Origin of the sequence: Agrobacterium sp. MCAB5, assembly GCF_052114365.1 — a bacterium.
Classification (GTDB): domain Bacteria; phylum Pseudomonadota; class Alphaproteobacteria; order Rhizobiales; family Rhizobiaceae; genus Agrobacterium; species Agrobacterium tumefaciens.
The window spans coordinates 67,093-90,373 of the sequence record NZ_JBFREP010000004.1 but is presented as its reverse complement, the minus strand read 5'-3'; the positions used below and the strand labels follow the sequence as shown (position 1 = coordinate 90,373).

Here is a 23,281-nt window from a genome sequence, read left to right as displayed (position 1 = left end):
GGCGCATGGTGCAAAACTTCGTTAACCTTAACGAAGTATGATTTCCTGTGAGAAATCGGCCAGTCCGGAGAGAGATTTTGACTGATACAGCGGAAAACCGGGTATTCGGCAAAAAGCGGCAGCAGCACGTTCTGGTGCTGGCAAGCGGTGACAAGGTCCGGCACATGACGATCCGGCCGTGGATGACGGCGCTTGCCGGCTGCACGATCGGCCTTTTCTCGCTCGGTTATCTGGGCGCCACCGGCTATCTCATCCTGCGTGACGACCTGATCGGCGCGACCATGGCGCGCCAGACCCGCATGCAGCACGATTACGAAGACCGTATCGCCGCGCTGAGGGCGCAGGTGGACCGCGTTACCTCAAGACAATTGCTCGACCAGCAGGTGGTTGAAAAGAAAGTGGAAAARCTGCTGCAACAGCAGGCGGCACTCACGTCCAGACACGGGCGSATGAGCGAATTGCTGGAGCGCGCGGAAAATTCCGGCATCGCCGCCTCCACGRCCACGGCACCCATTCCAACCGCGCCCTCCTCGCTCTCGAACGCGATGGCRCCGGAAAAGCGCGCCGATCTGACAGGTGGCCTCTCCGCCATAGAAAATCTGATGGCGCCCCGCCCGTCGCAGCCGGAAAAGCCAGCCGGAACCGACAAGCGGGCGTCCTATGTGCCCGAAAACGGCGAAACGCCTTCCGACCGCGCCGACCGCGTGTTTTCCAAGGTCACGCTGTCGTTGAAGGATATCGAACGCCAGCAGATATCACGGATCGCCAGACTGACCAGCGACGCCGAGAACAAGGCAAGCGCGATGCAGGATATCATCCGGCAGGCGGGTCTGAAAATCGACGAAAGTGGCACGGACGGTGTCGGCGGCCCCTATGCGGACCCGCAGGGGAATGAAACCGATCCCTTCAATATGTCTCTGACCAATCTAGATAATGCGCTCAACCGGCTGGATATCGTCAAGGAAACCGCAACCGCCCTGCCCTTTGGCAATCCGGCTCCCGGCAGGGCGATCACCAGCCGATTCGGAAACCGGCTCGACCCTTTCCTTGGACGGCCTGCCTTACATACCGGCATCGATTTTCGCGCCGAAACAGGCGCCGACGTCAAGGCGACGGGCGCTGGAAAGGTGACGGTTGCGGAAAAYTCCGGCGGCTACGGCAATATGGTCGAGATCGATCACGGCCAGGGCGTATCGACGCGATTCGGCCATCTCTCCACCATTCTGGTCAAAGCCGGCGACAAGGTGGAGGCCGGCGACATCGTTGGCCGTGCYGGSAGCACCGGCCGCTCCACCGGTCCGCACGTACATTACGAGGTCCGCCGCAACGACACGCCTGTTGATCCGATGCGGTTTCTGGTCGCCGGGGCCGAGCTTAAAACCTATCTCAAATAGCAGTCCGATTTTAACGCTTTTTTTCGCCCTTTTTGCGATAAATCGCCMGAAACCGCGYCSAAGGCTCAAAAGCCTCGCCAACGTCTTGCCGTTTCGCGCGCATTTCCGGTTGTTTCCTTGACTTTCTGGCAATTTGGGCATATCCCCGCGCCAAGTCTTTGCAAGTGTCGCAGCGGCACGCAGGTATTCTTACCGAACCAGAACGGAAAAAGTTCTTCCTTTGACAACATTCTCTGATCTTGGCCTGAGCCAAAAAGTTCTTTCCGCTATTGCAGATGCCGGCTACACGACGCCGACACCCATTCAGGCTGGCGCAATTCCGCCCGCTCTCGAAAAGCGTGATATCTGCGGTATCGCACAGACCGGCACGGGGAAAACCGCATCCTTCGTTCTGCCGATGCTCACACTGCTGGAAAAAGGCCGCGCACGCGCCAGAATGCCGCGCACGCTGATCCTCGAGCCGACCCGCGAACTGGCGGCACAGGTAGCCGAAAACTTCGAGAAATACGGCAAGAATCACAAGCTGAACGTCGCCCTTCTGATTGGTGGCGTTTCTTTTGAAGATCAGGACCGCAAGCTTGAGCGTGGCGCCGATGTTCTCATCTGCACGCCCGGCCGCCTTCTCGACCATTGCGAGCGCGGCAAGCTCCTGATGACCGGCGTTGAAATCCTCGTGATCGATGAAGCCGATCGCATGCTGGATATGGGCTTCATTCCCGATATCGAACGCATCGCCAAGATGATTCCCTTTACCCGGCAAACCCTGTTCTTCTCGGCCACCATGCCGCCGGAAATCCAGAAGCTTGCCGACAGGTTCCTGCAGAACCCGACCCGTATCGAGGTTGCCAAGCCCTCCTCCACGGCAAAGACCGTTACCCAGCGCATCGTCGCTTCGCACAACAAGGACTATGAGAAGCGCGCTGTCCTGCGCGATCTCGTCCGTGCCGAAGAAGCCGAACTCAAGAACGCGATCATTTTCTGCAATCGCAAAAAGGACGTTGCCGACCTCTTCCGTTCGCTGGATCGTCACGGCTTTTCCGTTGGCGCGCTGCATGGCGACATGGACCAGCGTTCGCGCACGACCATGCTGCAGAACTTTCGGGACGGTCAGCTGACGCTGCTGGTCGCTTCCGACGTTGCAGCCCGCGGTCTTGATATTCCCGATGTCAGCCACGTCTTCAACTTCGACGTTCCCATTCATGCCGAAGACTATGTCCACCGCATTGGCCGTACCGGTCGTGCTGGCCGYTCGGGCAAGGCCTTCACCCTCGTCACCAAGAGCGATGCGAAATATCTCGACGCGATCGAAAAGCTGATCACCGAGAAGGTCGAATGGCTGAACGGTGACCTGTCCTCCCTCCCCGCGCCCATGGAAAGCTTTGAAAGCAATACCGGCCGCCGGGGCACCAAGGAACGTGGCGGCAGAGGCCGCGACAGAAACCGTCGCGATGCACCTGCATCGCCGGTCGAAAACATCAATCAGGGTGCACAATCCACCACTGTGGATACGGACATCGCGGCTCACGGAGAAGACAAGGTGAAGGCAGAACGCAGACCGGAAAAGACCCCGCGCAATTCCGAGCGCAACAGCCGCAACCTGAACCCGCTGCACGCCAATGACGACAACCGCGACCGTCGTCGCCATTACCGTGACCATGACGATGGCCCGACGCCTGTTGGTTTCGGCGATGACATTCCCGCTTTCATGCTGATCGTGGCCAACGCCAAGGGCTGAGCCCCGACGGCCTGACGCAGGAAACAATACGCATGACGCCGACGATCAAGCCAGGACAAGATCTTCCAGGCGTCGGCGTTGGGCTTGCCATATTGCGTGATGGCCGCCTGCTTTTATGCMGGCGCTTGAAAGCGCCGGAAGCCGGRTACTGGAATATTCCGGGCGGCAAAGTCGATCACCTTGAATCATCCCTCGCCGCAGCACGGCGAGAAGCTGAAGAAGAGACCGGGCTGACAATCGGCAAGGTCGAATTTCTCTGTCATAGCGAATATATCAATGTCGCAGACCGTCACCATTGGGTCTCGCTGATCTTCGTCACCCACGACACGCAGGGTGAGCCGGTACTGACAGAACCGGACAAGCTTTCCGATATCGGCTGGTTCGACCCCGATAACCTTCCCGAACCCATCTCTGCCTTTGCAAAAGACGCGCTGGCTGCTCTGACAAAATAAAGCCGCTAGCGAACGGAAGCGGCATCAGCGCTGACCGGCGTAGGCTTTTCGCGGCTTTCAACAGCGCCTTGAGCTACACTAAAAACAGGCCTCGCCTGCGACAGACGCGACGCTCCTGCGCGATTTGCTTTCGGAAAACCCAATGCTGGAAGAATATCTTTTCGCGAAGCTTTTCGAATGCAATTTAAAATTGCTTAAATTAGCATCACATAAAAAACCGCCCCGGTTGCCCGAAGCGGTTTATACGTAATGAAAATAATAGAATATAGAATGTAATATAGTTTGGCAGTGCTTACGTTCGGAACACTTCCGAGGCTTGTTACAGCCAATTTCAGTCGTCCCCTGAAACACCTATATCTAATCTAACCATTTACTTTTCGTCAAGCAGATCTTCTCGCAAATGCGAAAAAAACATGGCAAAGCACAAATAAMGCGCAGAGAAATATGTATATTCTCTTTTTATATCAATAAATTAGATGAGTGGAAATAAAATGTGCATTTTATTGGGGTGCACTATAAAAGGCAAAATCGCAAACCCGCCCTTATAAAACTGTGCTTATACGCACTGCATGTTACAGTTTTATAAAGTAAAAATGCTCTAAACCATGACGAGCAGTACTTCCGCTYTTATGAAATTACAGAGTGAATTGCCGACCTTAAAAAAGATGAATCTCGGCAAAAAACAATCGCGCGCGATCACATTGAATATATACAACCATAACGCGTCATTGCAGACTGTTGTTTCAAATTGGATGAGTTGCGATCAAAACCGCCGTGCAGTGAACGATGATGTGCGATTATGATGGGTATCAGCGATTTTTCCTTTGGAAAACCAGTTGTTGCCGATAAACATCAAACCGGGACAACAGGATTTCGCGCACGTCATGCTTTCACTTCGCCTGCTAACGATCATCGCCGGTTTTGCCTTTGCGGGCTCAGCATGCGCGGCGTCGATCGGCATCGTTGCCCCACAGAACGGCCCATACGAACTGCTGGGGCAACAGGTCAGGCAGGGCGCGAAGGCCGCGGCCGCCAAGCTCGGGCTAGATGTCGTCGAAATCCATGAAAGCTGCGAAGACGGCAGCGGCGGCGCGATTGCCGATGGTCTCGTGGCCGCCAAGGTCAGCGCGGCAATCGGTTTTTTGTGCACGGAAACGCTTCAGGGCGTTCTGCCGCCTCTGAAGTCAGCCGCCATTCCAGCAATCACGCTTTCCAGCCGTGCCCCGATCCTGATGGAAGACGCTCTGAAATACAGCTGGCCGCTTTTCCGCCTAGCGCCATCGGACAAAGCCGAATCGGACCGGGCCTCAGAAATCATCCTGCGCGACTGGAAGGGACATTCCATTGGCCTCGTGGATGATGGCACGATCTTCAGTCGCGATCTGGTAGATCGCATCCGTTCGGCGCTGGAGGAGAACGGGCTGAAACCGACACTCACCGATACGCTGCGCCCGGCACAGGAGCAACAGGTGGCGCTTGTGCGCCGGCTGGGGCGCACCGGCATCACCCATGTGTTCATCGGCGCGGAACGCAACGACGTCGCGATTGTCGCCAGAGACGCCGGCTCCGAAAACATTCCGCTCACCATCATGAGCGGCGACGCCATGAATGCGGCAAACAACCCCGTGCCACTTGCGGCAAATGTGCTAGCGGTCACGCGCCCGGCCTATGACACATTGCCTTCGGCACAGGCCGTCGCCGGCGAATTGCGTGCCGCCAATATCGAGCCGGAAGGTTACGTCCTGCCCTCCTATGCGGCTGCGGAACTGACTGCGGCGCTTGCCGAAGCAGCCCAATCCCAAGGGAAACCCGCACCGGAGATACTGGCGAACGGTACCGTCTTCAAAACCGTGCTAGGCGATATCGCTTTCAACCCTTCGCATGAGCTTGCAGACAATCCCTATCGCCTGCAGCGCTGGAACGGCCAGCGTTTCGAACAGGCGGACAAGGCCGAAAGACAATAGGTGAAGCCGGTATCGCTGGAAATTCAGTAAGCTGCGGCTGAAAACCGGCGGCAACCGCGCGACAAGCCGTTTCAAACCCTGATACTTGATGCTAAAGGCAGCTTACGCAACGCGTCGAGAGGAGTTTGCCCCATGTCCCTGCCCATCCGGATTGCACCGTCCATTCTGGCGTCCAATTTCGCCAAGCTGGGACAGGAAGTCGCCGATGTGACGGAAGCGGGCGCAGACTGGATCCACCTCGATGTCATGGACGGCCATTTCGTGCCAAACATCTCCTTCGGTCCTGACGTCATCAAGGCGCTCCGCCCGCACAGCAATGCCTTTTTCGACTGCCACCTGATGATTGCCCCCGTCGATCCCTACCTCGAAGCCTTCGCCAAGGCCGGCTGCGACGGCATTACCGTCCATGCGGAGGCAGGCCCGCATCTCCATCGCTCACTCCAGACCATCCGCACGCTCGGCAGGAAGGCCGGCGTGACGCTCAACCCCGCCACGCCGCTTTCGGTCATCGAAAACGTGCTTGACGATGTCGATCTCGTGCTGATCATGAGCGTCAATCCCGGTTTCGGCGGACAGAAATTCATTCCGGCCATGCTCGACAAGATCCGTGCGGCAAAGGCCATGATCGGCGACCGGCCGATCGAACTTGAAGTGGACGGCGGCGTGACGGCGGAGACAGCCGGCGCCATCGTCGCAGCCGGTGCCAACGCACTSGTGGCCGGTTCGGCCGTCTTCAAGGGCGATGGTGTCGCAGACTATCGCAAGACGGTTTCGTTGTTGCGCTCGGTGTCGGAAGCCGCCCGGTCCTGACCCGCCACAGCAGCCGGATACACCGGAGACGGGACGGCAGGRCGTTTGGGTGGGGGCTTTGATGAACAGCGACAGGCGGAATTTCCACGACGTCATCCCGGCAGCGCTGTTTTCGCTCCTCGCTCCGCTTGTCTGGGCCGCCATCTCGGCAGCCACCGCTACCCTCGGCCTCTATCTCCGCAACCGGCTGGAAACCGACCATGCCGCCGATATCGCCGTGCTGTTCTTCTTCGGCGGTCTCCTGGGCTGGCCGCTGGCCATGGTTGCCTTGCGCTTCCTGCCCGCATCCACCAGCCTGCCGCTGCGTTTTGCGGCAAGCTGTCTTGCCATCGCTTTTTTCACGATCGCGGTCGCGGCGGCATTTTTCGCGCTCCAGTACCGCATCTTTTATGCGCAATGGCACGCGCCGGCATTTTCCCGCATCTGGTTTTTCCAGCAATTTTTCACCTCGCTTGGCGCGATCTACCAGTTCTGCATTCTCGGCCTCGGCCTCTATTTTCCGTTTGCCGCCATTCCGCTTGCGCTGGCAGGCGCCATCCTTTGCCGCCGTGCGCACAGARCGCCACGCRTCCGTTCGGACGTACACCGGACGCTCTAGCATTTTGAATGTACGCATCGAGCCGATGCGAAGGCTTGATAGATTGAGATTCGCGGAACACTTTGCTAAACGGGCAGCAAAATTCCTCCACAAAGAAAGTCATTGCCATGATCCCTCGTTACTCCCGACCGGAAATGGTCGCCATCTGGTCGCCGGAAACAAAATTCCGCATCTGGTTCGAGATCGAGGCGCATGCCTGTGACGCGCTGGCCGARCTCGGCGTCATTCCGAAATCGGCCGCACAGACCATYTGGGAAAAAGGCGGCAGCGCGACTTTCGACGTCGCCCGCATCGACGAGATCGAGGCCGTCACCAAACACGACGTCATCGCCTTCCTGACGCACCTTGCGGAATTCGTCGGTCCCGACAGCCGCTTCATCCACCAGGGCATGACCTCGTCCGACGTGCTTGACACAACCCTCAACATCCAGCTCGTCCGCGCCGCCGATCTGCTGCTGGCCGATATGGACCGCGTGCTGGCGGCGCTCAAGACCCGCGCTTTCGAACACAAGAACACGGTACGCATCGGCCGMAGCCACGGCATCCACGCCGAGCCGACCACGATGGGCCTGACCTTCGCCCGCTTCTACGCCGAGATGCATCGTAACCGCGAGCGTCTCGTCAATGCGCGCGCGGAAATCGCCACGGGCGCGATCTCCGGTGCTGTCGGCACCTTCGCCAATATCGATCCGCGCGTCGAGGAACATGTCTGCGCAAAGCTCGGCCTCGTGCCCGAGCCGGTCTCCACGCAGGTCATCCCGCGTGACCGCCACGCCATGTTCTTCGCCATCCTCGGCGTCATCGCCTCGTCGATTGAAAACGTCGCCATCGAAATCCGCCACATGCAGCGCACCGAGGTTCTGGAAGCGGAAGAGTTCTTCTCTCCCGGCCAGAAGGGTTCGTCGGCGATGCCGCACAAGCGTAACCCGGTTCTCACCGAAAACCTCACGGGCCTTGCCCGTCTGGTGCGCATGTCGGTCGTTCCCGCGCTTGAAAACGTGGCGCTCTGGCATGAGCGTGACATCAGCCACTCYTCCGTGGAGCGCGCCATCGGCCCCGACACCACAGTCACCCTCGATTTTGCGCTGAACCGCCTTGCCGGCGTCATCGAAAAGCTGGTGATCTATCCCGACAACATGCTGAAGAACATGAACAAGTTCCGCGGCCTCGTGCACTCGCAGCGCGTTCTTCTGGCGCTGACGCAGGCCGGCGTTTCCCGCGAGGACGCCTACCGTCTGGTGCAGCGCAACGCCATGAGGGTCTGGGAACAGGGTGCGGATTTCCTTGAGGAACTGCTGGGCGACGAGGAAGTGCGCGCCGCCCTTCCCGAAAGCGTCATCCGCGAAAAATTCGACCTCGGTTACCACACCAAGCATGTCGACACGATCTTCGCCCGCGTCTTCGGCAACGCCTGAGGCGAGGCTCCCGAAGTTAATGCCGTCGCGACCTTGATCGCGACGGCATGAAACCACAGATATGGGCCCATGAAAGTTTCAGAAGCAGATATTCTCATCGTACCGGGTTACACCAATTCCGGTCCTGACCACTGGCAGACACGCTGGGAGCGCAAGCTTTCGACAGCGCGCCGCGTCGAGCAGGCTGAATGGTCAAAACCGGTGAAGGAAGACTGGATCGCGCGGCTGGTGGAAGAGGTTAACGCCTCGACCAAGCCCGTTGTCATCGTCGCTCATTCGCTGGGTGTGCCGACCGTCATCCACGCCCTTCCGGAAATCGGCAAGAAGGTTGCAGGCGCGCTTCTGGTGGCGCCGCCGGATGTCGCCAATCCCGATATCAGGCCGAAACATCTGATGACCTTCGGTCCCTATCCGCGCGATCCATTGCCGTTTCCGGCAATCACAATTGCCAGCCGCAACGATCCCTTCGGATCCTACGAACATGCCGACGATATTGCCGCCGCCTGGGGTGCGATGTTGGTGGATGCAGGCATGTCCGGCCATATCAACGCCGAGTCTGGCCATGGCCCCTGGCCCGAGGGTGGCATGGTATTTGCCCAGTTCCTGAGCCGCCTCAAGGTGAACGAGCCCTGACCATCGTGGCCAGCCGCTGAAGCCGGTCGATTTTCGGCCGGGCAACATTCTTCCGCCCGACACAACAATTGAAGGGAAGATATGCGAGCCGCATTGTAGAATGCACTCTTTTCCTTTATGGGACCGCTCAAAGACAGAAACGCAACGCCACCAGAATCGGCGTGAACCAAGAGACCTGCCATTATGAACCGTCGCCGCCGTATTTACGAAGGCAAGGCCAAGATCCTCTACGAAGGTCCGGAGCCAGGCACGCTTATCCAGTTCTTCAAGGACGATGCGACTGCCTTCAACAAGAAAAAACACGAAGTCATCGACGGCAAAGGTGTGTTGAACAACCGGATTTGTGAATATGTCTTCACGCATCTGAACAAGATCGGCATTCCCACACACTTCATYCGCCGCCTCAACATGCGCGAGCAGTTGATCAAGGAAGTCGAGATGATCCCGCTCGAGATCGTCGTGCGCAATGTCGCCGCCGGCTCGCTGTCGAAGCGACTCGGCATCGATGAAGGCGTGGTTCTGCCGCGCTCCATCATCGAGTTCTACTACAAGTCCGACGAGCTTGAAGACCCGATGGTCTCCGAAGAGCACATCACGGCCTTCGGCTGGGCCAACCCTGCCGAGCTTGACGACATCATGGCGCTGGCGATCCGTGTCAACGACTTCCTGTCCGGCCTGTTCTTGGGCGTCGGCATCCAGCTGGTCGACTTCAAGATCGAATGCGGCCGCCTGTTCGAAGGCGACATGATGCGCATCATCCTCGCCGACGAGATTTCGCCCGATAGCTGCCGCCTGTGGGACATCGAGACCCAGAAAAAAATGGACAAGGACCTGTTCCGCCGCGACATGGGCGGCCTCGTGGAAGCCTATTCCGAAGTGGCACGCCGTCTCGGCATCATCAATGAAAACGAACCGATCCGCGGCACCGGCCCTGTCCTGGTAAAGTAATTTCGGCCTCGTGAAATAATATCGGCCTAGCAAGGTAAAATCAGGAGAAGATCAGGTGATCAAGGCACGGGTGACTGTTACGCTGAAGAACGGCGTTCTCGATCCGCAGGGCAAGGCAATCGAAGGCGCACTCGGCAGCCTCGGTTTCGGTGGCGTCGGCCATGTCCGTCAGGGCAAGGTCTTCGACCTGGAACTGGAAGGTGCAGACAAGGCCAAGGCCGAGACCGACCTGAAGGCGATGTGCGAAAAGCTCCTGGCCAATACGGTTATCGAAAACTATTCTATCGCCATTCTCTAAGCCGCAGGAGCCGCCGACCATGAAATCCGCTGTCGTCCAACTTCCCGGCCTCAACCGCGATCGCGACATGATCGCGGCACTCACGAAAATCTCCGGCAAGGCGCCCGTCACCATCTGGCAGACGGAGACGACTATCCCGGATGTCGACCTGATCGTCATTCCGGGCGGCTTTTCCTATGGCGACTATCTGCGTTGCGGYGCRATTGCTGCACGCATGCCGGTCATGCAGGCCATTCGCGAAAAGGCTGAACAGGGCGTCAAGGTTCTCGGCGTCTGCAACGGCTTCCAGATTTTGGTCGAAGCGGGCATGCTGCCGGGCGCGCTGATGCGCAACGCCTCGCTGAAATTCGTCTGCCGCGAAGTGAAACTCGAAGTCGTCAACAACGACACCGAATTCACCCGCGCCTATGACAAGGGCCAGGTTCTGCGCTGCCCCGTCGCCCACCACGACGGCAACTATTTCCTCGATACGGATGAGCTTAAGTCCGTCGAAGACAACGGTCAGGTCGTTTTCCGTTATGCAGATGGCACCAATCCGAACGGTTCGCTGAACGACATTGCCGGCGTCATCAACGCCAAGGGCAACGTTCTCGGCATGATGCCGCACCCGGAAAACCTGATCGAAGCTGCCCATGGCGGCAATGACGGCCGTGGCCTCTTCGCCTCGGCGCTTGGCGTTATCGCAGCCTGACAAGCGGGCGGGCCATCCGCCTGCCCTCTTCCCGATGATGCTCTTTATGGCTCCAGTTTTTGGCCCTTACCTTGGATGACGCGATGAACCGCCTGCTCCGTTCCCACAGCCCGAAGGCCGCTGGATTGCTTCTCGCCGCAGCAGCGCTTGCTGCGTGCCAGCCCAAGCCGCAGCCGGCATCGTCCTCCGCATCCCGTGCGGCATTACCGACGATGGAGCGAATCGCGCTTGGCGCCAATGCTTGCTGGTTCAAATCGGGCGATCCGGCGTTCAAGGCCTATCGCCTGGCGCCCGAACTCAACTCCTTCTCGGGCCGTCCGCGCATTCTGCTCGTACCGCGCAACAGCCCGGAATCGCGCCCGATGCTGGTTATTCAGGCAGAAGGCAACCCGGCAAAGCTCGACGCCTTCGGCCCCGTTATGAACGAAGCCATCTCCGGGCGCATCGCAACCGACGTCAAACGCTGGGCGAATGGCGGMAAGGGCTGCTGATCGAGCAAAACTGCGCTAAAAGCYKRCCAAATACAAAAAAGACCCGCCGACGCCGGTTGGGACTGGCGTGGCGGGCCTGCCGAATGGCTGTTCAGGCACCGGGGAAAGATGGCGCCGCTCTCCGGCAGAAAATCAAAGCGGCCGCGACGGCCATGAAAACAGCTGCGATCTCGCGGCCTCCTTCAAGGCCTCGTCCCGCGTAACGCCGATATCGTCCAGAAGATCGTCGGACAATTCCCGCAAGGCAAGCCGTCCCTGACGTTTGCCATGCCAGTTGGACAATCCCGCAATCAGGCGGCCAATAAGCGTGTGAGCGATCCGGGCCGGAAAGGGCGACGGTGCGACCATGTCGCCGGTATCGCGGAACACGCGTTCCCGTTCGTAGCCGTCAGGATAAAGCGTATCCGCTGTCGAAAGGTATTGATCCATCTTGCGCATATTGCACCTATTGTCTCCGTGCGTTTGATCTCATTGACTGCATCCGATAAATACAATTGACTTGCGGATAGATACAATGCATAAATTGTCACCATGACAAATTGGCTTCCTGATATCACCGAGGGCAACGGCCCCATCTACCTTCGCCTCGCGGACAAGATCGAAGGCGCAATTTCGGATGGCATCTTGCAGGCCGGGTCGAAATTGCCGCCGCAACGCAATCTCGCTTTCGATCTGGGCGTTACAATCGGTACAATCAGCCGGGCATATGCCCTCATCCACGAACGCGGCCTCGTCAGCGGCGAAGTCGGCCGTGGCACCTATGTCAACGAGCGTAAGGCTGCCGCCCCGTTATCACGCGTGGAACCGACGGCATCGGCATTCGGCGGCACGCGCTACGCGGTGGACACCAGCGCCGAATTCCGCCTGAACACCACGGCTGCTCCCGATGTCGGGCAGAGCGCGCTGGTCAGCAAACACGTCGAGGCCGTGACGAGAGAGCATCCGTTCGAAATTTCCAACTACACCCGCTCCTTTCCCGACAACTGGTGCATGGCGGGCGTTCGCTGGCTTTCACAGAACGGCTGGTCGCCGAAACCGGAAAACATCGTTTCGACGCTTGGCGCCCATGCTGCGGTGATGAGTGTGGTAACGGCAATGACCGCGCCGGGCGACCGTATCGTTTTCGAACCCCTCACCTATTCCCATATCAGCCGCAGCGCCGCCCTTGCCGGACGGCGGGTAACACTGGTGGAAGTGGATGAGAAAGGCATCATCCCCGATGATTTCGAGCGCGTTTGCGCCCAACAGCATCCAAAAATGATCTTCCTGATGTCGGCGGGCCAGAACCCGACCTGCGCCACCCTGCCCGAGGAGCGGCGGCGGGCGATCGCCGATATCGCCCGCAGATACGGCGTATGGATCGTGGAGGACAATCTCTATGGCGCCATGACGCGGGATGCGATCCCACTCATTGCGGAATTCGCGCCCGATCTTACTTTCGTCGTCGGCGGCCTGTCGAAATCCGTTTCCGCCGGCGTCAGGGGTGGCTGGGTCGCCTGCCCGGCGCAATTCGCCTCGAGAATTCGCATTTCGCATTCGATGATAACCGGCGGACTACCGTTCATGCTCGCCGAACTGAATGCACGCCTCGTCAACAGCGGCGACGCAGACGACATACGCAAGGACTGTATCGCCGAGATCAACCAGCGCGAGGCCCTCGCTAGACGCATYTTTGCSGGGCTGGAATTCAACTCCCTGCCRGACATCGCCTTTCTGTGGCTGAGGCTGCCTGAACCGTGGCTGTCTGGAACCTTCCGCAGCGCYGCCATGAAGGAAGGTGTGCTGATAGACGACGAGGACGAGTTCAAGGCCGGGCGCACGGAGAAGGTTTACCACCGTGTCCGCATCAGCCTTTCCGGGCCGTCAAACCAGGAAGAACTGAAGCATGCCCTGGGTATCCTGCGGCATTTGCTCGACAATGGTTCAGCCGGTTACGAAAGCGAGGCGTGAGCGGGAACGAGTCTTTCCTGCAACACGCCCCCTAATTCAGTAACTCATTATTTACCACGCCGACGAATCTGCCATCCTTTCCCTACTTCGGAGCGGGGAATGATTCGATGGCAGCATTCAGTTCCATATCCGCCAGGGCATTTGTTGCTCTCGCGATGGTTTTCGCAGCATGTGTGTTGAGTGACATGACGCCGGCCGCCGCCGCAGACGGCACGGTGTTCGATGAATTGCGTTTCGGGGTCACAACCTCGCTCGCCGATCGCAGTGGTGGCGGCGAAGATGGTGTATTCCCGGCCTTCACTGCCTATTTCGATCCTTTCGCGAGCGCCTCGGCCGTCACCTTTGGCGAAAAGCTTGCCCGACCGCGTCTGCATCTGGGTGCGGAAATCGGCACCGAGGGCGAAGCAAATACCATTTACGGCGGTATCAACTGGACCTTCGACCTCAATCCGAAGATTTTCGTCGACCTAGGCTTTGGCGGCCTGTGGCATGACGGCAGGCTGCGAAACGGTCCAGGCGAAACTGGCGCGGAATTCGGTTGCCGCGTGCTTTTTCATGAATATGCCGCCATCGGATATCGCTTCAACAGCAACTGGAATATTTCGACCCAGATCGAACATGCCTCCCATGCCAATCTGTGCGACGGCCCCAATGACGGGCTGACGCGTGTCGGACTTATGGTCGGCTACAAGTTCTGAATAACCCAACAAAGCAGCGTTTTGCTGGCAAAACTGCGCATTTTCCTGTCGCACGGAGAGGCCTCTTGCGCTAAAGAACCGGAAACTTTCCTCGGCTCGAACCGCGTGAGACCTATGTCGATTCCAAACTCCATCAAGATCACCCCGGAACTCGTTGCATCCCACGGGCTAAAGCCCGACGAATACCAGCGTATCCTCGACCTGATCGGACGGGAGCCGAGCTTTACCGAGCTTGGCATTTTCTCGGCCATGTGGAACGAGCACTGCTCCTACAAGTCCTCCAAGAAATGGCTGAAGACCCTGCCCACCACGGGCCCGCGCGTCATTCAAGGCCCYGGCGAAAATGCCGGCGTGGTGGATATCGATGATGGCGACTGCGTCGTCTTCAAGATGGAAAGCCACAACCATCCGTCCTACATCGAGCCCTATCAGGGTGCGGCAACCGGCGTGGGCGGCATCCTGCGCGATGTCTTCACCATGGGCGCACGCCCGATCGCAGCCATGAATGCGCTACGTTTCGGCGCACCCGACCATCCGAAGACCCGCCACCTCGTGGCTGGCGTCGTCGCCGGTGTCGGCGGCTACGGCAACTCCTTCGGCGTGCCGACCGTCGGCGGCGAAGTGGAATTCGATCCCCGCTATAACGGCAACATCCTCGTCAACGCCTTTGCCGCCGGACTTGCCAAGTCCGATGCGATCTTCCTTTCGGAAGCCAAGGGCGTCGGCCTGCCGGTGGTGTATCTCGGTGCGAAGACCGGCCGCGACGGCGTCGGCGGCGCGACCATGGCCTCTGCCGAATTTGATGAGTCGATCGAAGAAAAGCGCCCAACCGTTCAGGTCGGCGACCCCTTCACCGAAAAGTGCCTGCTGGAAGCCTGCCTCGAGCTGATGAAAACAGGTGCGGTCATCGCCATTCAGGACATGGGTGCCGCCGGCCTTACCTGCTCGGCCGTCGAAATGGGCGCCAAGGGCGATCTCGGTATCGAACTCGATCTCAACGCCGTACCGGTGCGCGAAGAGCGCATGACGGCCTACGAAATGATGCTATCGGAAAGCCAGGAGCGCATGCTCATGGTTCTCGAGCCCTCCAAGGAAGAAGTCGCCAAGGCGATCTTCGTCAAATGGGGCCTGGACTTCGCCATCGTCGGCAAGACCACCGACGACCTGCGTTTCCGGGTGCTGCACAATGGCGAGGAAGTCGCCAACCTTCCGATCAAGGATCTCGGTGATCAGGCTCCGGAATACGACCGCCCGTGGACGCCCGCCAGGGTTCAGGCTCCGCTTGCGGAGAACGACGTTCCTGATGCAGACATTGCCGACGCATTGGTGTCGCTGGTCGGTTCTGCCAACAACTCCTCGCGCCGCTGGGTCTACGAGCAGTATGACACGCTGATCCAGGGCAATTCCCTGCAGCTGCCGGGTGGCGATGCCGGCGTTGTCCGCGTTGAAGGCCATGACAAGAAGGCGCTGGCCTTCTCCTCCGACGTGACACCGCGTTATGTCGAGGCAGACGCCTTTGAAGGCGGCAAGCAGGCCGTGGCCGAATGCTGGCGCAACATCACCGCAACCGGCGCTTTGCCGCTCGCGGCCACCGACAACCTCAATTTCGGCAATCCGGAAAAGCCCGAGATCATGAGCCAGCTCGTCCATGCCATCAAGGGCATCGGCGAAGCCTGCCGCGTACTGGAATTCCCGATCGTTTCCGGCAACGTCTCGCTCTACAACGAGACCAACGGTCAGGCGATCCTGCCCACCCCCACCATCGGCGGCGTTGGCCTGCTGAAGGACTGGGGCCGTATGGCGCGCATCCGCTTTGCCGCCKCGGACGAAGTCGTGCTGCTGGCGGGCGCGCCTGCCGGTCTTGGCACCCATATTGCCCAGTCCGTYTACATGCGCGACGTGCATGGCCGCATCGATGGCCCGGCACCGCATGTCGATCTGGAAGCTGAAAAGAGAAATGGCGATTTCGTCCGCGCCCTTATCGCAGACGGTCTTGCCACAGCGGTTCACGATTGCTCCTCGGGCGGCCTGGCTCTCGCGGTTGCCGAAATGGCAATTTCCTCCGGCATCGGCGCGACGATCGACGCGGTCGAGGGCCATAACCCCGTCCTCACCTTCTATGGCGAAGATCAGGGACGTTATGTGCTGACCGTCAAGAAGAGCGATCTGGATGAAGTGCGCGCGGCAGCGAAGGCAGCGGGCGTTTCCTGCCCGGCGATCGGCGTCACCGGCGGCTCAAGCGTAAAGCTGGGCACGGCACGCGCTATCGAGATTAAAGAATTGCACTTGGCCTATGAATCGTGGTTCCCTCAATTCATGGATGGCGAAACTCTAATCGCCACAGAATGAATTAAGGAGATACACCATGCCCATGAAACCCGGCGACATTGAAGACATGATTAAGGCGGGAATTCCCGGGGCAAAGGTCACGATCCGCGATCTGGCCGGTGATGGCGATCATTACGCGGCGGAAGTCGTCGCGGATGCTTTCAAGGGCAAGACCCGCGTGCAGCAGCACCAGATGGTCTATGACGCGCTGAAGGGCAATATGGGCGGTGTTCTGCACGCCCTTGCCCTGCAGACCTCGGCTCCCGAATGACTGCGCCCGGAAAAGCGTCTCCGGCAGGACGGTTTCACTGTCCTTGCCGCGGTAACGCTTGAAGCCATGGATTGAAAAAGGCCCGCGTGAGACTGTCACGCGGGCCTTTTCTTTTCCGGCAAATGGCGCGTGCCGCTTACAAAACAGGTGGCTGCTGCGATTCCAGATCGGCAAAGGAGGCAGCCGGCAACGGCCCAGCCGTCAGCAGGGTAAAATCGTAACCGGACTTGCGGTCCGGCCCCAGAACATATTGCCGGTGCATGCGCAGGAAGTTGCGCTTGTTCTTTTTGTAGCGATCGGGTGAAAGCGAGTGCTTGAAACGGATCGGCACGATCTTCGGCTGCGGCGCATCCTTGTGCCCGGTCAGCGCCACGGTGTTGCAGCGGTAGAGGTGGATCGGATCCGTCAGGCACTGGATATCGAACCATGTCACTTCAGGGTGACGCGCAATCACGCCGACGCTCTGGCGAAGCCTGTCCGCACTCGACAGCAGCGCGCATTGCAGCGCAGCGCCACCGAGCGTCGCAAAGGACAGCTTCCGGCCATCCAGCGCATCTGGCCGCAGTTCCAGCACACGGCCTATCACGGCGAGCGCCAGGCTGGCGCCCATGCTATGCGACACGACCAGAACCTCCTCAGACGGCTGCTCCAGCGCCTTGAGAACGAGGGCTGCCTTCTCTTCGATCCAGTTGCGGGCAATCGGCTGATCGCGCCCTACGGCCAGCGCAAAGCGCCAATCGGCATAAAGATGCAACGTATGAAACCACTCGGCGAAAGGCAGAAACGCCTTCACGAAGAACAAGACCGCAGCGGGAAGACTGATCGCAAGCAACCAGAGCGGCAAACCGAACAGCCATGGCGAGAGCGCGATCCCCGCCGCAAGCGCACCACCCACCAGCATCAGCAGAAACGGGAAAATGAAGAACAGGCCGAAACGCCAGGCATGACGGAGGTAACGCCCTGCCCCACCTTCCGCGACGATACCGGCCGCAGCCGCAAAGCCTAGTGCGATCTGCCGCCAGAGTGGCGCATCCCGCAGGCGCGATATCACCGCATTGTGGTCGTAGACGAAGATCGTGGAACGCGTCCGCCAGTCGCCGGCCGAGGCCTCAACCGAGAATGTTTCGCCAGCCGGAGAGTTCTCCAGCGCACCCACGGCATAATTGACATCCCACGTCTTGCCAGCAAGCGCTGCCGCCCGCTGATAGCGCAGATGATGCGCAGCCGCATCGAGCGGATCGAAGCCCGGGAAATAAAGAACAAGTCGTGACTTGACGGTCGGCATGCATAAACCCTCGGGCTGGAGACACCCGAAAGGATCGCTTGATACAGTGGGCGATGCACGTATAGTAAAAAACGCGACGGAAATATGATTTATTTGTTGCGAGGGAATTTTGTCTGGGATCGTCGATCAATTGCTAAACGGCGTCGTCAAAGGCGCTCTGTCCGAAGTCCTCGCCAAGACAGGTCTTCGCAAAACCCGCCGCATCCGCCGCCGGACCAAAAGCAACACGTCCCTCGCAGGCGGCATCGTCGGCTCCGTGCTGGAAGCGGCAATCAAAGCAGCCGTCAAACCCAAGCCGGCCAAAAAACAGGTGAGCAAAAGACGCACCGCCGCCGCCCGCAGCAGACAGCGGCTTCGATGATGCATCACCTCMGCSTGCTTCCCACCTTTTTAGTGTTGGCGATTTCGGGGCCGCTACAAGGTGCCGCAGAGGTTAAGAGCAGCAAAGAGATCAAGATCGGCTTCGTCGTGGAGCTTGATGGTGCTGATCGGATATCCGGCACAGCCTTCTGCAAAACCGGCAACACCTGCCGCCTGGTGGACCAGAAAAGTCCAAAACTAATTATCGATATCAAAGCGGGTCGCTTCTCTAGCGAGATCGAAATCAAGTGCAAGGATGACTGCTCACTGAATAGCGGGCACGAAACCATGACGTTCGACAACAAACAGGAACTCAATATTTATAACGGCAGATCAGGCCCGATAATAAAATCAGTCTTCAGGCGGCGGGAGCCTATCGGGAAGATAATGCTCAACTTTTCTTACCCGCCCGGGACGACGCGCTGGTAGCGGGGTTGCGACCTTCACTTAGCGATACCACACCAGCGCATTTTTTACGCTTCCCGGGTGGAAATCGCGCCGCGACATGTTATTTAGGGACAAAGTCAAAGCAGCGGCCTTGAACCGCATGTGAAAGGAATAGGCCTATGAGCGGCATTCACGATATGATCGACAGCGAAGTGAAGAGCAACGACATCGTTCTTTTCATGAAGGGCACCCCGCAATTCCCGCAGTGCGGTTTTTCCGGTCAGGTCGTACAGATCCTCGATTATCTCGGCGTCGACTACAAGGGCGTCAATGTGCTCGCCGATGCCGACATCCGTCAGGGCATCAAGGATTATTCCAACTGGCCGACCATCCCGCAGCTCTACGTCAAGGGCGAATTCGTCGGCGGCTGTGACATCGTAAGAGAGATGTTCCAGTCCGGTGAACTTCAAAATCACTTCCAAGAACAGGGTATCAGCGTCCGCGGCGCGGCCTGATTTCGGCCGGTTCATCCGGCCCACCCTGATTGTCAGAAAACTTATGCCAGGCGTTGCTTCATGCAACGCCTTTGCCGTTCTTTTTGGGGCAATCCTGTGACAGAACTTTCACAATCCACCACTTCGCGCGCCGTTTCGATGGGGCGCACGGAATTCATCGCGCTTGCCGCGATGCTGATGGCGCTGAATGCGCTTGCCATCGACATCATGCTTCCCGGCCTTCAGGAAATCGGCGCGTCACTTGGCGTCGTGAATGAAAACCACCGTCAATACGTCATTTCCAGCTATCTTCTAGGYTTCGGCATTGCCCAGCTTCTGTACGGACCGATCTCGGACCGTTTCGGGCGCCGCAAGCCGATGCTCGTCGGGCTGGCAATCTACATCGTCTCGGCCATTGCCGTCGTCTTCGTACCGTCATTCACTGGCCTGCTGGTTCTGCGCTTCATTCAGGGCATCGGCTCTGCGGCGACGCGCGTCATCACCATTTCGATCGTGCGCGACATCTATGGCGGACGTCAGATGGCGGAAGTCATGTCGCTGATCATGATGGTATTCATGGTCGTTCCGGTCATCGCACCCGGCACTGGCCAGATCGTGCTGTTTTTCGGTGATTGGCACCTTATCTTCGCCTTCATGGCCGGAATTGCCGCCGTCGTGACCGCCTGGATGTATTTCCGCCTGCCGGAAACCCTGCATGCCGATGACGTCAGGCCTTTCACGGTTCGTTCGATCCTCGGTGGCTTCAAGATCGTGCTCACCAACCGTATCGCGCTCTGCTACACGCTCTCCAGCACATTCATCTTCGGTGCGCTGTTCGGCTTCATCAATTCCGCCGAACAGGTCTATAAGGGCATCTACGGGCTGGGCGCATGGTTTGCGGCCGCTTTTGCGGGCGTCGCCCTGTTCATGGCCTTCTCGTCCTTCATCAATGCAAGGCTTGTCGGCAGGTTTGGCATGCGCAAGCTGTCGCACGGGTCGCTGCTCGGCTTCATCGCCATCACCTTCGTGTGGCTGGTGGTACAGATGGTTGGGCCGGAACCGATGCCCTTTGCGATCTTCATCGTGTTCTTCGCGCTTGCCATGTTCCAGTTCGGCTGGATCGGCTCGAACTTCAACTCGCTCGCCATGGAGCCGCTTGGCCATGTCGCCGGCACGGCCTCGTCCGTCATTGGCTTCATGGGAACCGTCGGCGGTTCGCTGATCGGTGCYGTTATCGGTCAGGCTTTCGATGGCACGGCGCTGCCAATGGTAGCCGGCTTCTTCGCCGTCTCCATTATCGGCCTCGTCTTCGTGCTGATCGGAGAAAAGGGCGTGCTGTTTCAGGCCCACAACAAGCCGACGCACTAAGGGCGGACAGACAAATAAAAAGGGCGCGGAACTCGGTTCCGCGCCCTTTTTTGTTGATCAAAGCCGAACTTCACTCAAACCGTGAAAATCTTCTCGCGCAGCAATTCCCATGTCTCCTGATCAGGAGCAAGCAGCAGGCCACCCTCAAGGTGGCGCGGCAGGTAAGGCGAGCCGTCGAAACGGGCGGCGTAGGCGCCCGCTTCCTGCGAAAGCAGGGTGCCAGCGAGATGATCCCAGGGCATCAGCTTGTTGTACATCAGGAAATGCATGTGGCCGCCGCAGAACACGCGGTATTCATGCGCAGCACAACGGTAGCTGGTGAAGAGCCGCACATCCGCGAGGTTCATGAGAATCTTGCGGCGGGTCTCCACGTCAAAATAACCGGTGTTGGCGATGCCGACCATCTGCGACAGTGCCGGTGCGGGCACGACGGACATCTGCGTCTGCGAACCATCGGCGGCACAAAGCCATGCGCCGGAACCCTTTTCGGCAATCGCCCAGTCATTGCCCATCGGATCGAARATGAGACCGGCAACGGTCTCGCCCTTGGAGATGACGCTCATCATCACGCCAAACAGCGGCAGGCCCGACGCGAAGTTGTAGGTGCCATCGATCGGATCGACCACCACGGCAAGATCCGCATCCGCAAGCTTGCCAAGCAGCGAGGCATCCGCCGCAACCGCCTCTTCACCGATGAACAGCGCCTGCGGCATGATTTCCTGCACGCGGGCGCGGATCAGCCGCTCAGCAGCCTCGTCAGCCTCGGTTACGAGGTCTATCGCCTCGCTCTTTATCCTGACGTCGCCCTCACCCAGATTACGGAACCTCGGCAGGATTTCCACTGCCGCCGCCTCCTGAAGCGCATTGGCGAGAGAGGCGATGTCGAGTTCGATAGCCATGGGCGATATCCTTCTATTTAAGCATCAATATTATAAGGCCACGATTTCCCGGCGCAGCATCTTCCAGCTTTCCTTGTCGGGTGCCGACAGGATGCCGCCTGTCGTCTGTCCTGGCCGGTAGGGCGTATTGTCGAAACGGGCCGTGTAGCCGCCCGCTTCCTGATGAATGAGAACGCCGGCGAGATGATCCCAGGGCATCAGCTTTTCGTGGCCGATGAAGTGCAGCTTGCCAGTCGAGGCAAGCCAATATTCATGAGCCGAGCAATTGATTGAAAGCGCCATCTTGATCTTGGCCATATTGGCGGCGATCACCGGGCGGCGATCCTCATGGCTGTGACCCCAGGAAAATATGCCGACCATTTCAGACAATGGCAGGGGATCGGCAACCTTGAGCCTTGCCTGTGAGCCGTCCTTGCGGTGGAGATAAGCGCCCTCGCCTTTGAGAGCAAGGATGGTATCACCCATGACAGGATCGTGGATGATGCCTGCGACCGTCTCACCCTTGACGGTGACGGCGAGCAGCGTGCCGAAAGCTGGAAAACCGGAAGCATAGTTGAAAGTGCCGTCGATTGGATCGATCACGAAGGCAAATGGTGCATCGGCAAGGGCAGGAATAACGGATTGATCCGCGTCATAGGCCTCTTCGCCGACAATATGGGCCTTCGGAAACCGTTGCAGAAGAGCGGCGGTTATCGCCTTTTCCGTCAGAATATCCGCCTCGGTGACGAGATCGACCGCAGAGGTCTTTTCGGAAATCGCGCCTGCGTCGAGATTGCGGAAGCGGGGCATGATTTCCTGGCGGCCGGCAGCGGCAACGGTGGAAATCAGAAAGTCGATATCTTTATCGGAAAGGGTCATCGCTAAGGGCACTTCTTCATAAGGGAGGGCTGGCCTCCGTACGCTCTTCAGGTGACGCCCCGGTGACACAAAGCGCCGAGAAATCAAAAAGCTTCGGGTCGAGCAGATGCGATGGATTGACATGGGCAAGCGCCCGCAGCATCACGTCCTTGCGGCCCGGCATACGCCTTTCGATGTCAGCCAGCATCTCCTTCATGGCATTGCGCTGAAGCCCGTCCTGCGAGCCGCAGAGGTCACAGGGAATGATCGGGAATTCCATCGCCGCCGCGAATTTCGCCATATCCTCTTCGGCGCAATAGGCAAGCGGGCGCAGCACCATCAGGTCGCCCTCGTCGTTCATCAGCTTTGCCGGCATGCCAGCCAGACGGCCGCCATGGAAGAAGTTCATGAAGAAGGTCTCGAGAATATCCTCSCGGTGATGGCCGAGCACGAGCGCGTCGCAGCCCTCTTCCCGCGCAATACGGTAGAGATTGCCGCGCCGCAGCCGCGAACAGAGCGAACAATAGGTGCCACCCGCCGGCACCTTTTCCTTCACAACGGAATAAGTGTCGCGATATTCGATGCGATGTGCGACGCCGATYTTCGCCAGATATTCCGGCAGGACGTGCTTTGGGAAATTCGGCTGGCCCTGATCCAGATTGCAGGCAATGAGTTCCACGGGCAAAAGGCCGCGCCACTTCARRTCAAGCAGCAGYGCCAGAAGACCGTAGCTGTCCTTGCCGCCGGAAAGGCCTACCAGCCAGCGCTTTTGGCCGTTCAGCATGCCAAAATCACCGAAGGCCTGACGTACATTGCGCAACAGCCGCTTGCGCAGCTTGTTGAAGGAGACGGAACGGGGCGCCGCGTCGAACAGCGGATGCGAAGCGCCATTTTCTCCGGCCAGGTCCTGATCGGCCTCGACCTCATCTGCGATGCTGGTGACAATGTTCATGATTAGCCCGCTCTGGCGTTCAG

Annotated in this window: 25 protein-coding genes; 20 read left to right on the top strand and 5 right to left on the bottom strand. The window is 58.8% G+C overall.

Going from position 1 to position 23,281, the window contains the following annotated elements:
* Positions 1–77 precede the first annotated feature (77 nt).
* The 12 genes from AB4Z23_RS11120 to AB4Z23_RS11065 all read left to right on the top strand — a co-directional run bounded on the left by AB4Z23_RS11120 (position 78) and on the right by AB4Z23_RS11065 (position 11,429).
* The gene (locus AB4Z23_RS11120) at positions 78–1,394 is read left to right on the top strand and encodes a peptidoglycan DD-metalloendopeptidase family protein (protein WP_441360113.1); all 1,317 of its coding nucleotides are present in this window, start codon (positions 78–80) and stop codon (positions 1,392–1,394) included.
* Between the two features lie 220 nt (positions 1,395–1,614).
* Positions 1,615–3,129 (top strand): DEAD/DEAH box helicase, encoded by a 1,515-nt coding sequence (locus tag AB4Z23_RS11115; protein WP_019567097.1) that lies wholly within the window; start codon positions 1,615–1,617, stop codon positions 3,127–3,129.
* A 32-nt stretch (positions 3,130–3,161) separates the two neighbouring features.
* Positions 3,162–3,581, top strand: a complete 420-nt coding sequence (locus tag AB4Z23_RS11110) for an NUDIX domain-containing protein (RefSeq protein ID WP_421477610.1) — start codon at positions 3,162–3,164, stop codon at positions 3,579–3,581.
* Positions 3,582–4,465: 884 nt separating this feature from the next.
* Positions 4,466–5,545: an ABC transporter substrate-binding protein gene (locus AB4Z23_RS11105; protein ID WP_065687399.1), complete on the top strand. Its 1,080-nt coding sequence runs from the start codon at positions 4,466–4,468 to the stop codon at positions 5,543–5,545.
* Positions 5,546–5,677: 132 nt separating this feature from the next.
* Positions 5,678–6,355 (top strand): ribulose-phosphate 3-epimerase, encoded by a 678-nt coding sequence (gene rpe / locus AB4Z23_RS11100; protein ID WP_003515995.1) that lies wholly within the window; start codon positions 5,678–5,680, stop codon positions 6,353–6,355.
* A 61-nt stretch (positions 6,356–6,416) separates the two neighbouring features.
* Positions 6,417–6,953 carry a hypothetical protein gene (locus AB4Z23_RS11095; RefSeq protein WP_441360112.1) on the top strand — a complete coding sequence of 179 codons (537 nt, stop codon included), beginning with the start codon at positions 6,417–6,419 and terminating at the stop codon, positions 6,951–6,953.
* A gap of 107 nt (positions 6,954–7,060) precedes the next feature.
* Positions 7,061–8,368, top strand: coding sequence for an adenylosuccinate lyase (gene purB / locus AB4Z23_RS11090; RefSeq protein ID WP_025593893.1), 1,308 nt, complete (start codon positions 7,061–7,063; stop codon positions 8,366–8,368).
* Positions 8,369–8,437: 69 nt separating this feature from the next.
* Positions 8,438–9,001, top strand: a complete 564-nt coding sequence (locus AB4Z23_RS11085) for an alpha/beta hydrolase (RefSeq protein WP_003516000.1) — start codon at positions 8,438–8,440, stop codon at positions 8,999–9,001.
* A gap of 183 nt (positions 9,002–9,184) precedes the next feature.
* Entirely contained in the window at positions 9,185–9,949 is a 765-nt protein-coding gene (gene purC, locus AB4Z23_RS11080; protein ID WP_003516002.1) for a phosphoribosylaminoimidazolesuccinocarboxamide synthase, read from the top strand.
* A gap of 55 nt (positions 9,950–10,004) precedes the next feature.
* Entirely contained in the window at positions 10,005–10,247 is a 243-nt protein-coding gene (gene purS / locus AB4Z23_RS11075) for a phosphoribosylformylglycinamidine synthase subunit PurS (RefSeq protein WP_003495372.1), read from the top strand.
* Between the two features lie 19 nt (positions 10,248–10,266).
* The gene (gene purQ / locus AB4Z23_RS11070) at positions 10,267–10,938 is read left to right on the top strand and encodes a phosphoribosylformylglycinamidine synthase subunit PurQ (protein WP_003516005.1); all 672 of its coding nucleotides are present in this window, start codon (positions 10,267–10,269) and stop codon (positions 10,936–10,938) included.
* Positions 10,939–11,021: 83 nt separating this feature from the next.
* A complete protein-coding gene (locus AB4Z23_RS11065; RefSeq protein ID WP_441360111.1) occupies positions 11,022–11,429 on the top strand; it encodes a hypothetical protein in 408 nt (135 codons plus the stop codon).
* 132 nt (positions 11,430–11,561) lie between these two features.
* On the opposite strand, the gene AB4Z23_RS11060 is transcribed toward AB4Z23_RS11065, so the two are convergent.
* Positions 11,562–11,867, bottom strand: a complete 306-nt coding sequence (locus tag AB4Z23_RS11060; RefSeq protein ID WP_003516008.1) for a DUF1127 domain-containing protein — start codon at positions 11,865–11,867, stop codon at positions 11,562–11,564.
* A gap of 93 nt (positions 11,868–11,960) precedes the next feature.
* On the opposite strand from AB4Z23_RS11060, the gene AB4Z23_RS11055 reads away from it, so the two are divergent.
* The 4 genes from AB4Z23_RS11055 (at position 11,961) to AB4Z23_RS11040 (ending at position 16,676) form a co-directional block, all read left to right on the top strand.
* A complete protein-coding gene (locus AB4Z23_RS11055) occupies positions 11,961–13,379 on the top strand; it encodes an aminotransferase-like domain-containing protein (RefSeq protein ID WP_003516009.1) in 1,419 nt (472 codons plus the stop codon).
* Between the two features lie 107 nt (positions 13,380–13,486).
* On the top strand, positions 13,487–14,077 hold the full coding sequence (locus tag AB4Z23_RS11050) for an acyloxyacyl hydrolase (protein ID WP_421477608.1): 591 nt from the start codon (positions 13,487–13,489) through the stop codon (positions 14,075–14,077).
* Between the two features lie 114 nt (positions 14,078–14,191).
* Positions 14,192–16,426, top strand: a complete 2,235-nt coding sequence (gene purL / locus AB4Z23_RS11045; RefSeq protein ID WP_441360110.1) for a phosphoribosylformylglycinamidine synthase subunit PurL — start codon at positions 14,192–14,194, stop codon at positions 16,424–16,426.
* A 16-nt stretch (positions 16,427–16,442) separates the two neighbouring features.
* The gene (locus AB4Z23_RS11040; RefSeq protein ID WP_003516012.1) at positions 16,443–16,676 is read left to right on the top strand and encodes a BolA family protein; all 234 of its coding nucleotides are present in this window, start codon (positions 16,443–16,445) and stop codon (positions 16,674–16,676) included.
* A 136-nt stretch (positions 16,677–16,812) separates the two neighbouring features.
* Here the strand turns inward: AB4Z23_RS11040 and AB4Z23_RS11035 are convergent, their stop codons facing one another.
* Positions 16,813–17,961 carry a hypothetical protein gene (locus AB4Z23_RS11035; RefSeq protein ID WP_441360109.1) on the bottom strand — a complete coding sequence of 383 codons (1,149 nt, stop codon included), beginning with the start codon at positions 17,959–17,961 and terminating at the stop codon, positions 16,813–16,815.
* A 109-nt stretch (positions 17,962–18,070) separates the two neighbouring features.
* Here AB4Z23_RS11035 and AB4Z23_RS11030 point away from each other — a divergent pair, with 109 nt between their 5' ends.
* The 4 genes from AB4Z23_RS11030 to AB4Z23_RS11015 all read left to right on the top strand — a co-directional run bounded on the left by AB4Z23_RS11030 (position 18,071) and on the right by AB4Z23_RS11015 (position 20,570).
* Positions 18,071–18,322 (top strand): hypothetical protein, encoded by a 252-nt coding sequence (locus tag AB4Z23_RS11030; protein ID WP_013636391.1) that lies wholly within the window; start codon positions 18,071–18,073, stop codon positions 18,320–18,322.
* Positions 18,319–18,750 (top strand): hypothetical protein, encoded by a 432-nt coding sequence (locus tag AB4Z23_RS11025; RefSeq protein WP_441360108.1) that lies wholly within the window; start codon positions 18,319–18,321, stop codon positions 18,748–18,750. The genes AB4Z23_RS11030 and AB4Z23_RS11025 overlap by 4 nt, the downstream gene beginning before the upstream one ends.
* A gap of 137 nt (positions 18,751–18,887) precedes the next feature.
* Positions 18,888–19,223: a Grx4 family monothiol glutaredoxin gene (gene grxD / locus AB4Z23_RS11020; RefSeq protein ID WP_003516034.1), complete on the top strand. Its 336-nt coding sequence runs from the start codon at positions 18,888–18,890 to the stop codon at positions 19,221–19,223.
* Positions 19,224–19,361: 138 nt separating this feature from the next.
* Entirely contained in the window at positions 19,362–20,570 is a 1,209-nt protein-coding gene (locus AB4Z23_RS11015; protein ID WP_026331057.1) for a multidrug effflux MFS transporter, read from the top strand.
* A gap of 74 nt (positions 20,571–20,644) precedes the next feature.
* Here the strand turns inward: AB4Z23_RS11015 and AB4Z23_RS11010 are convergent, their stop codons facing one another.
* From AB4Z23_RS11010 to ttcA, 3 genes are read right to left on the bottom strand one after another with little or no spacing between them, the layout of a single operon-like run.
* On the bottom strand, positions 20,645–21,469 hold the full coding sequence (locus AB4Z23_RS11010; protein WP_003516036.1) for an inositol monophosphatase family protein: 825 nt from the start codon (positions 21,467–21,469) through the stop codon (positions 20,645–20,647).
* A 30-nt stretch (positions 21,470–21,499) separates the two neighbouring features.
* Complete coding sequence (locus tag AB4Z23_RS11005) at positions 21,500–22,327, bottom strand: inositol monophosphatase family protein (RefSeq protein ID WP_003516037.1); 828 nt, start codon at positions 22,325–22,327, stop codon at positions 21,500–21,502.
* A 16-nt stretch (positions 22,328–22,343) separates the two neighbouring features.
* The gene (gene ttcA / locus AB4Z23_RS11000) at positions 22,344–23,258 is read right to left on the bottom strand and encodes a tRNA 2-thiocytidine(32) synthetase TtcA (protein ID WP_421477604.1); all 915 of its coding nucleotides are present in this window, start codon (positions 23,256–23,258) and stop codon (positions 22,344–22,346) included.
* Between the last annotated feature and the right edge of the window lie 23 nt (positions 23,259–23,281).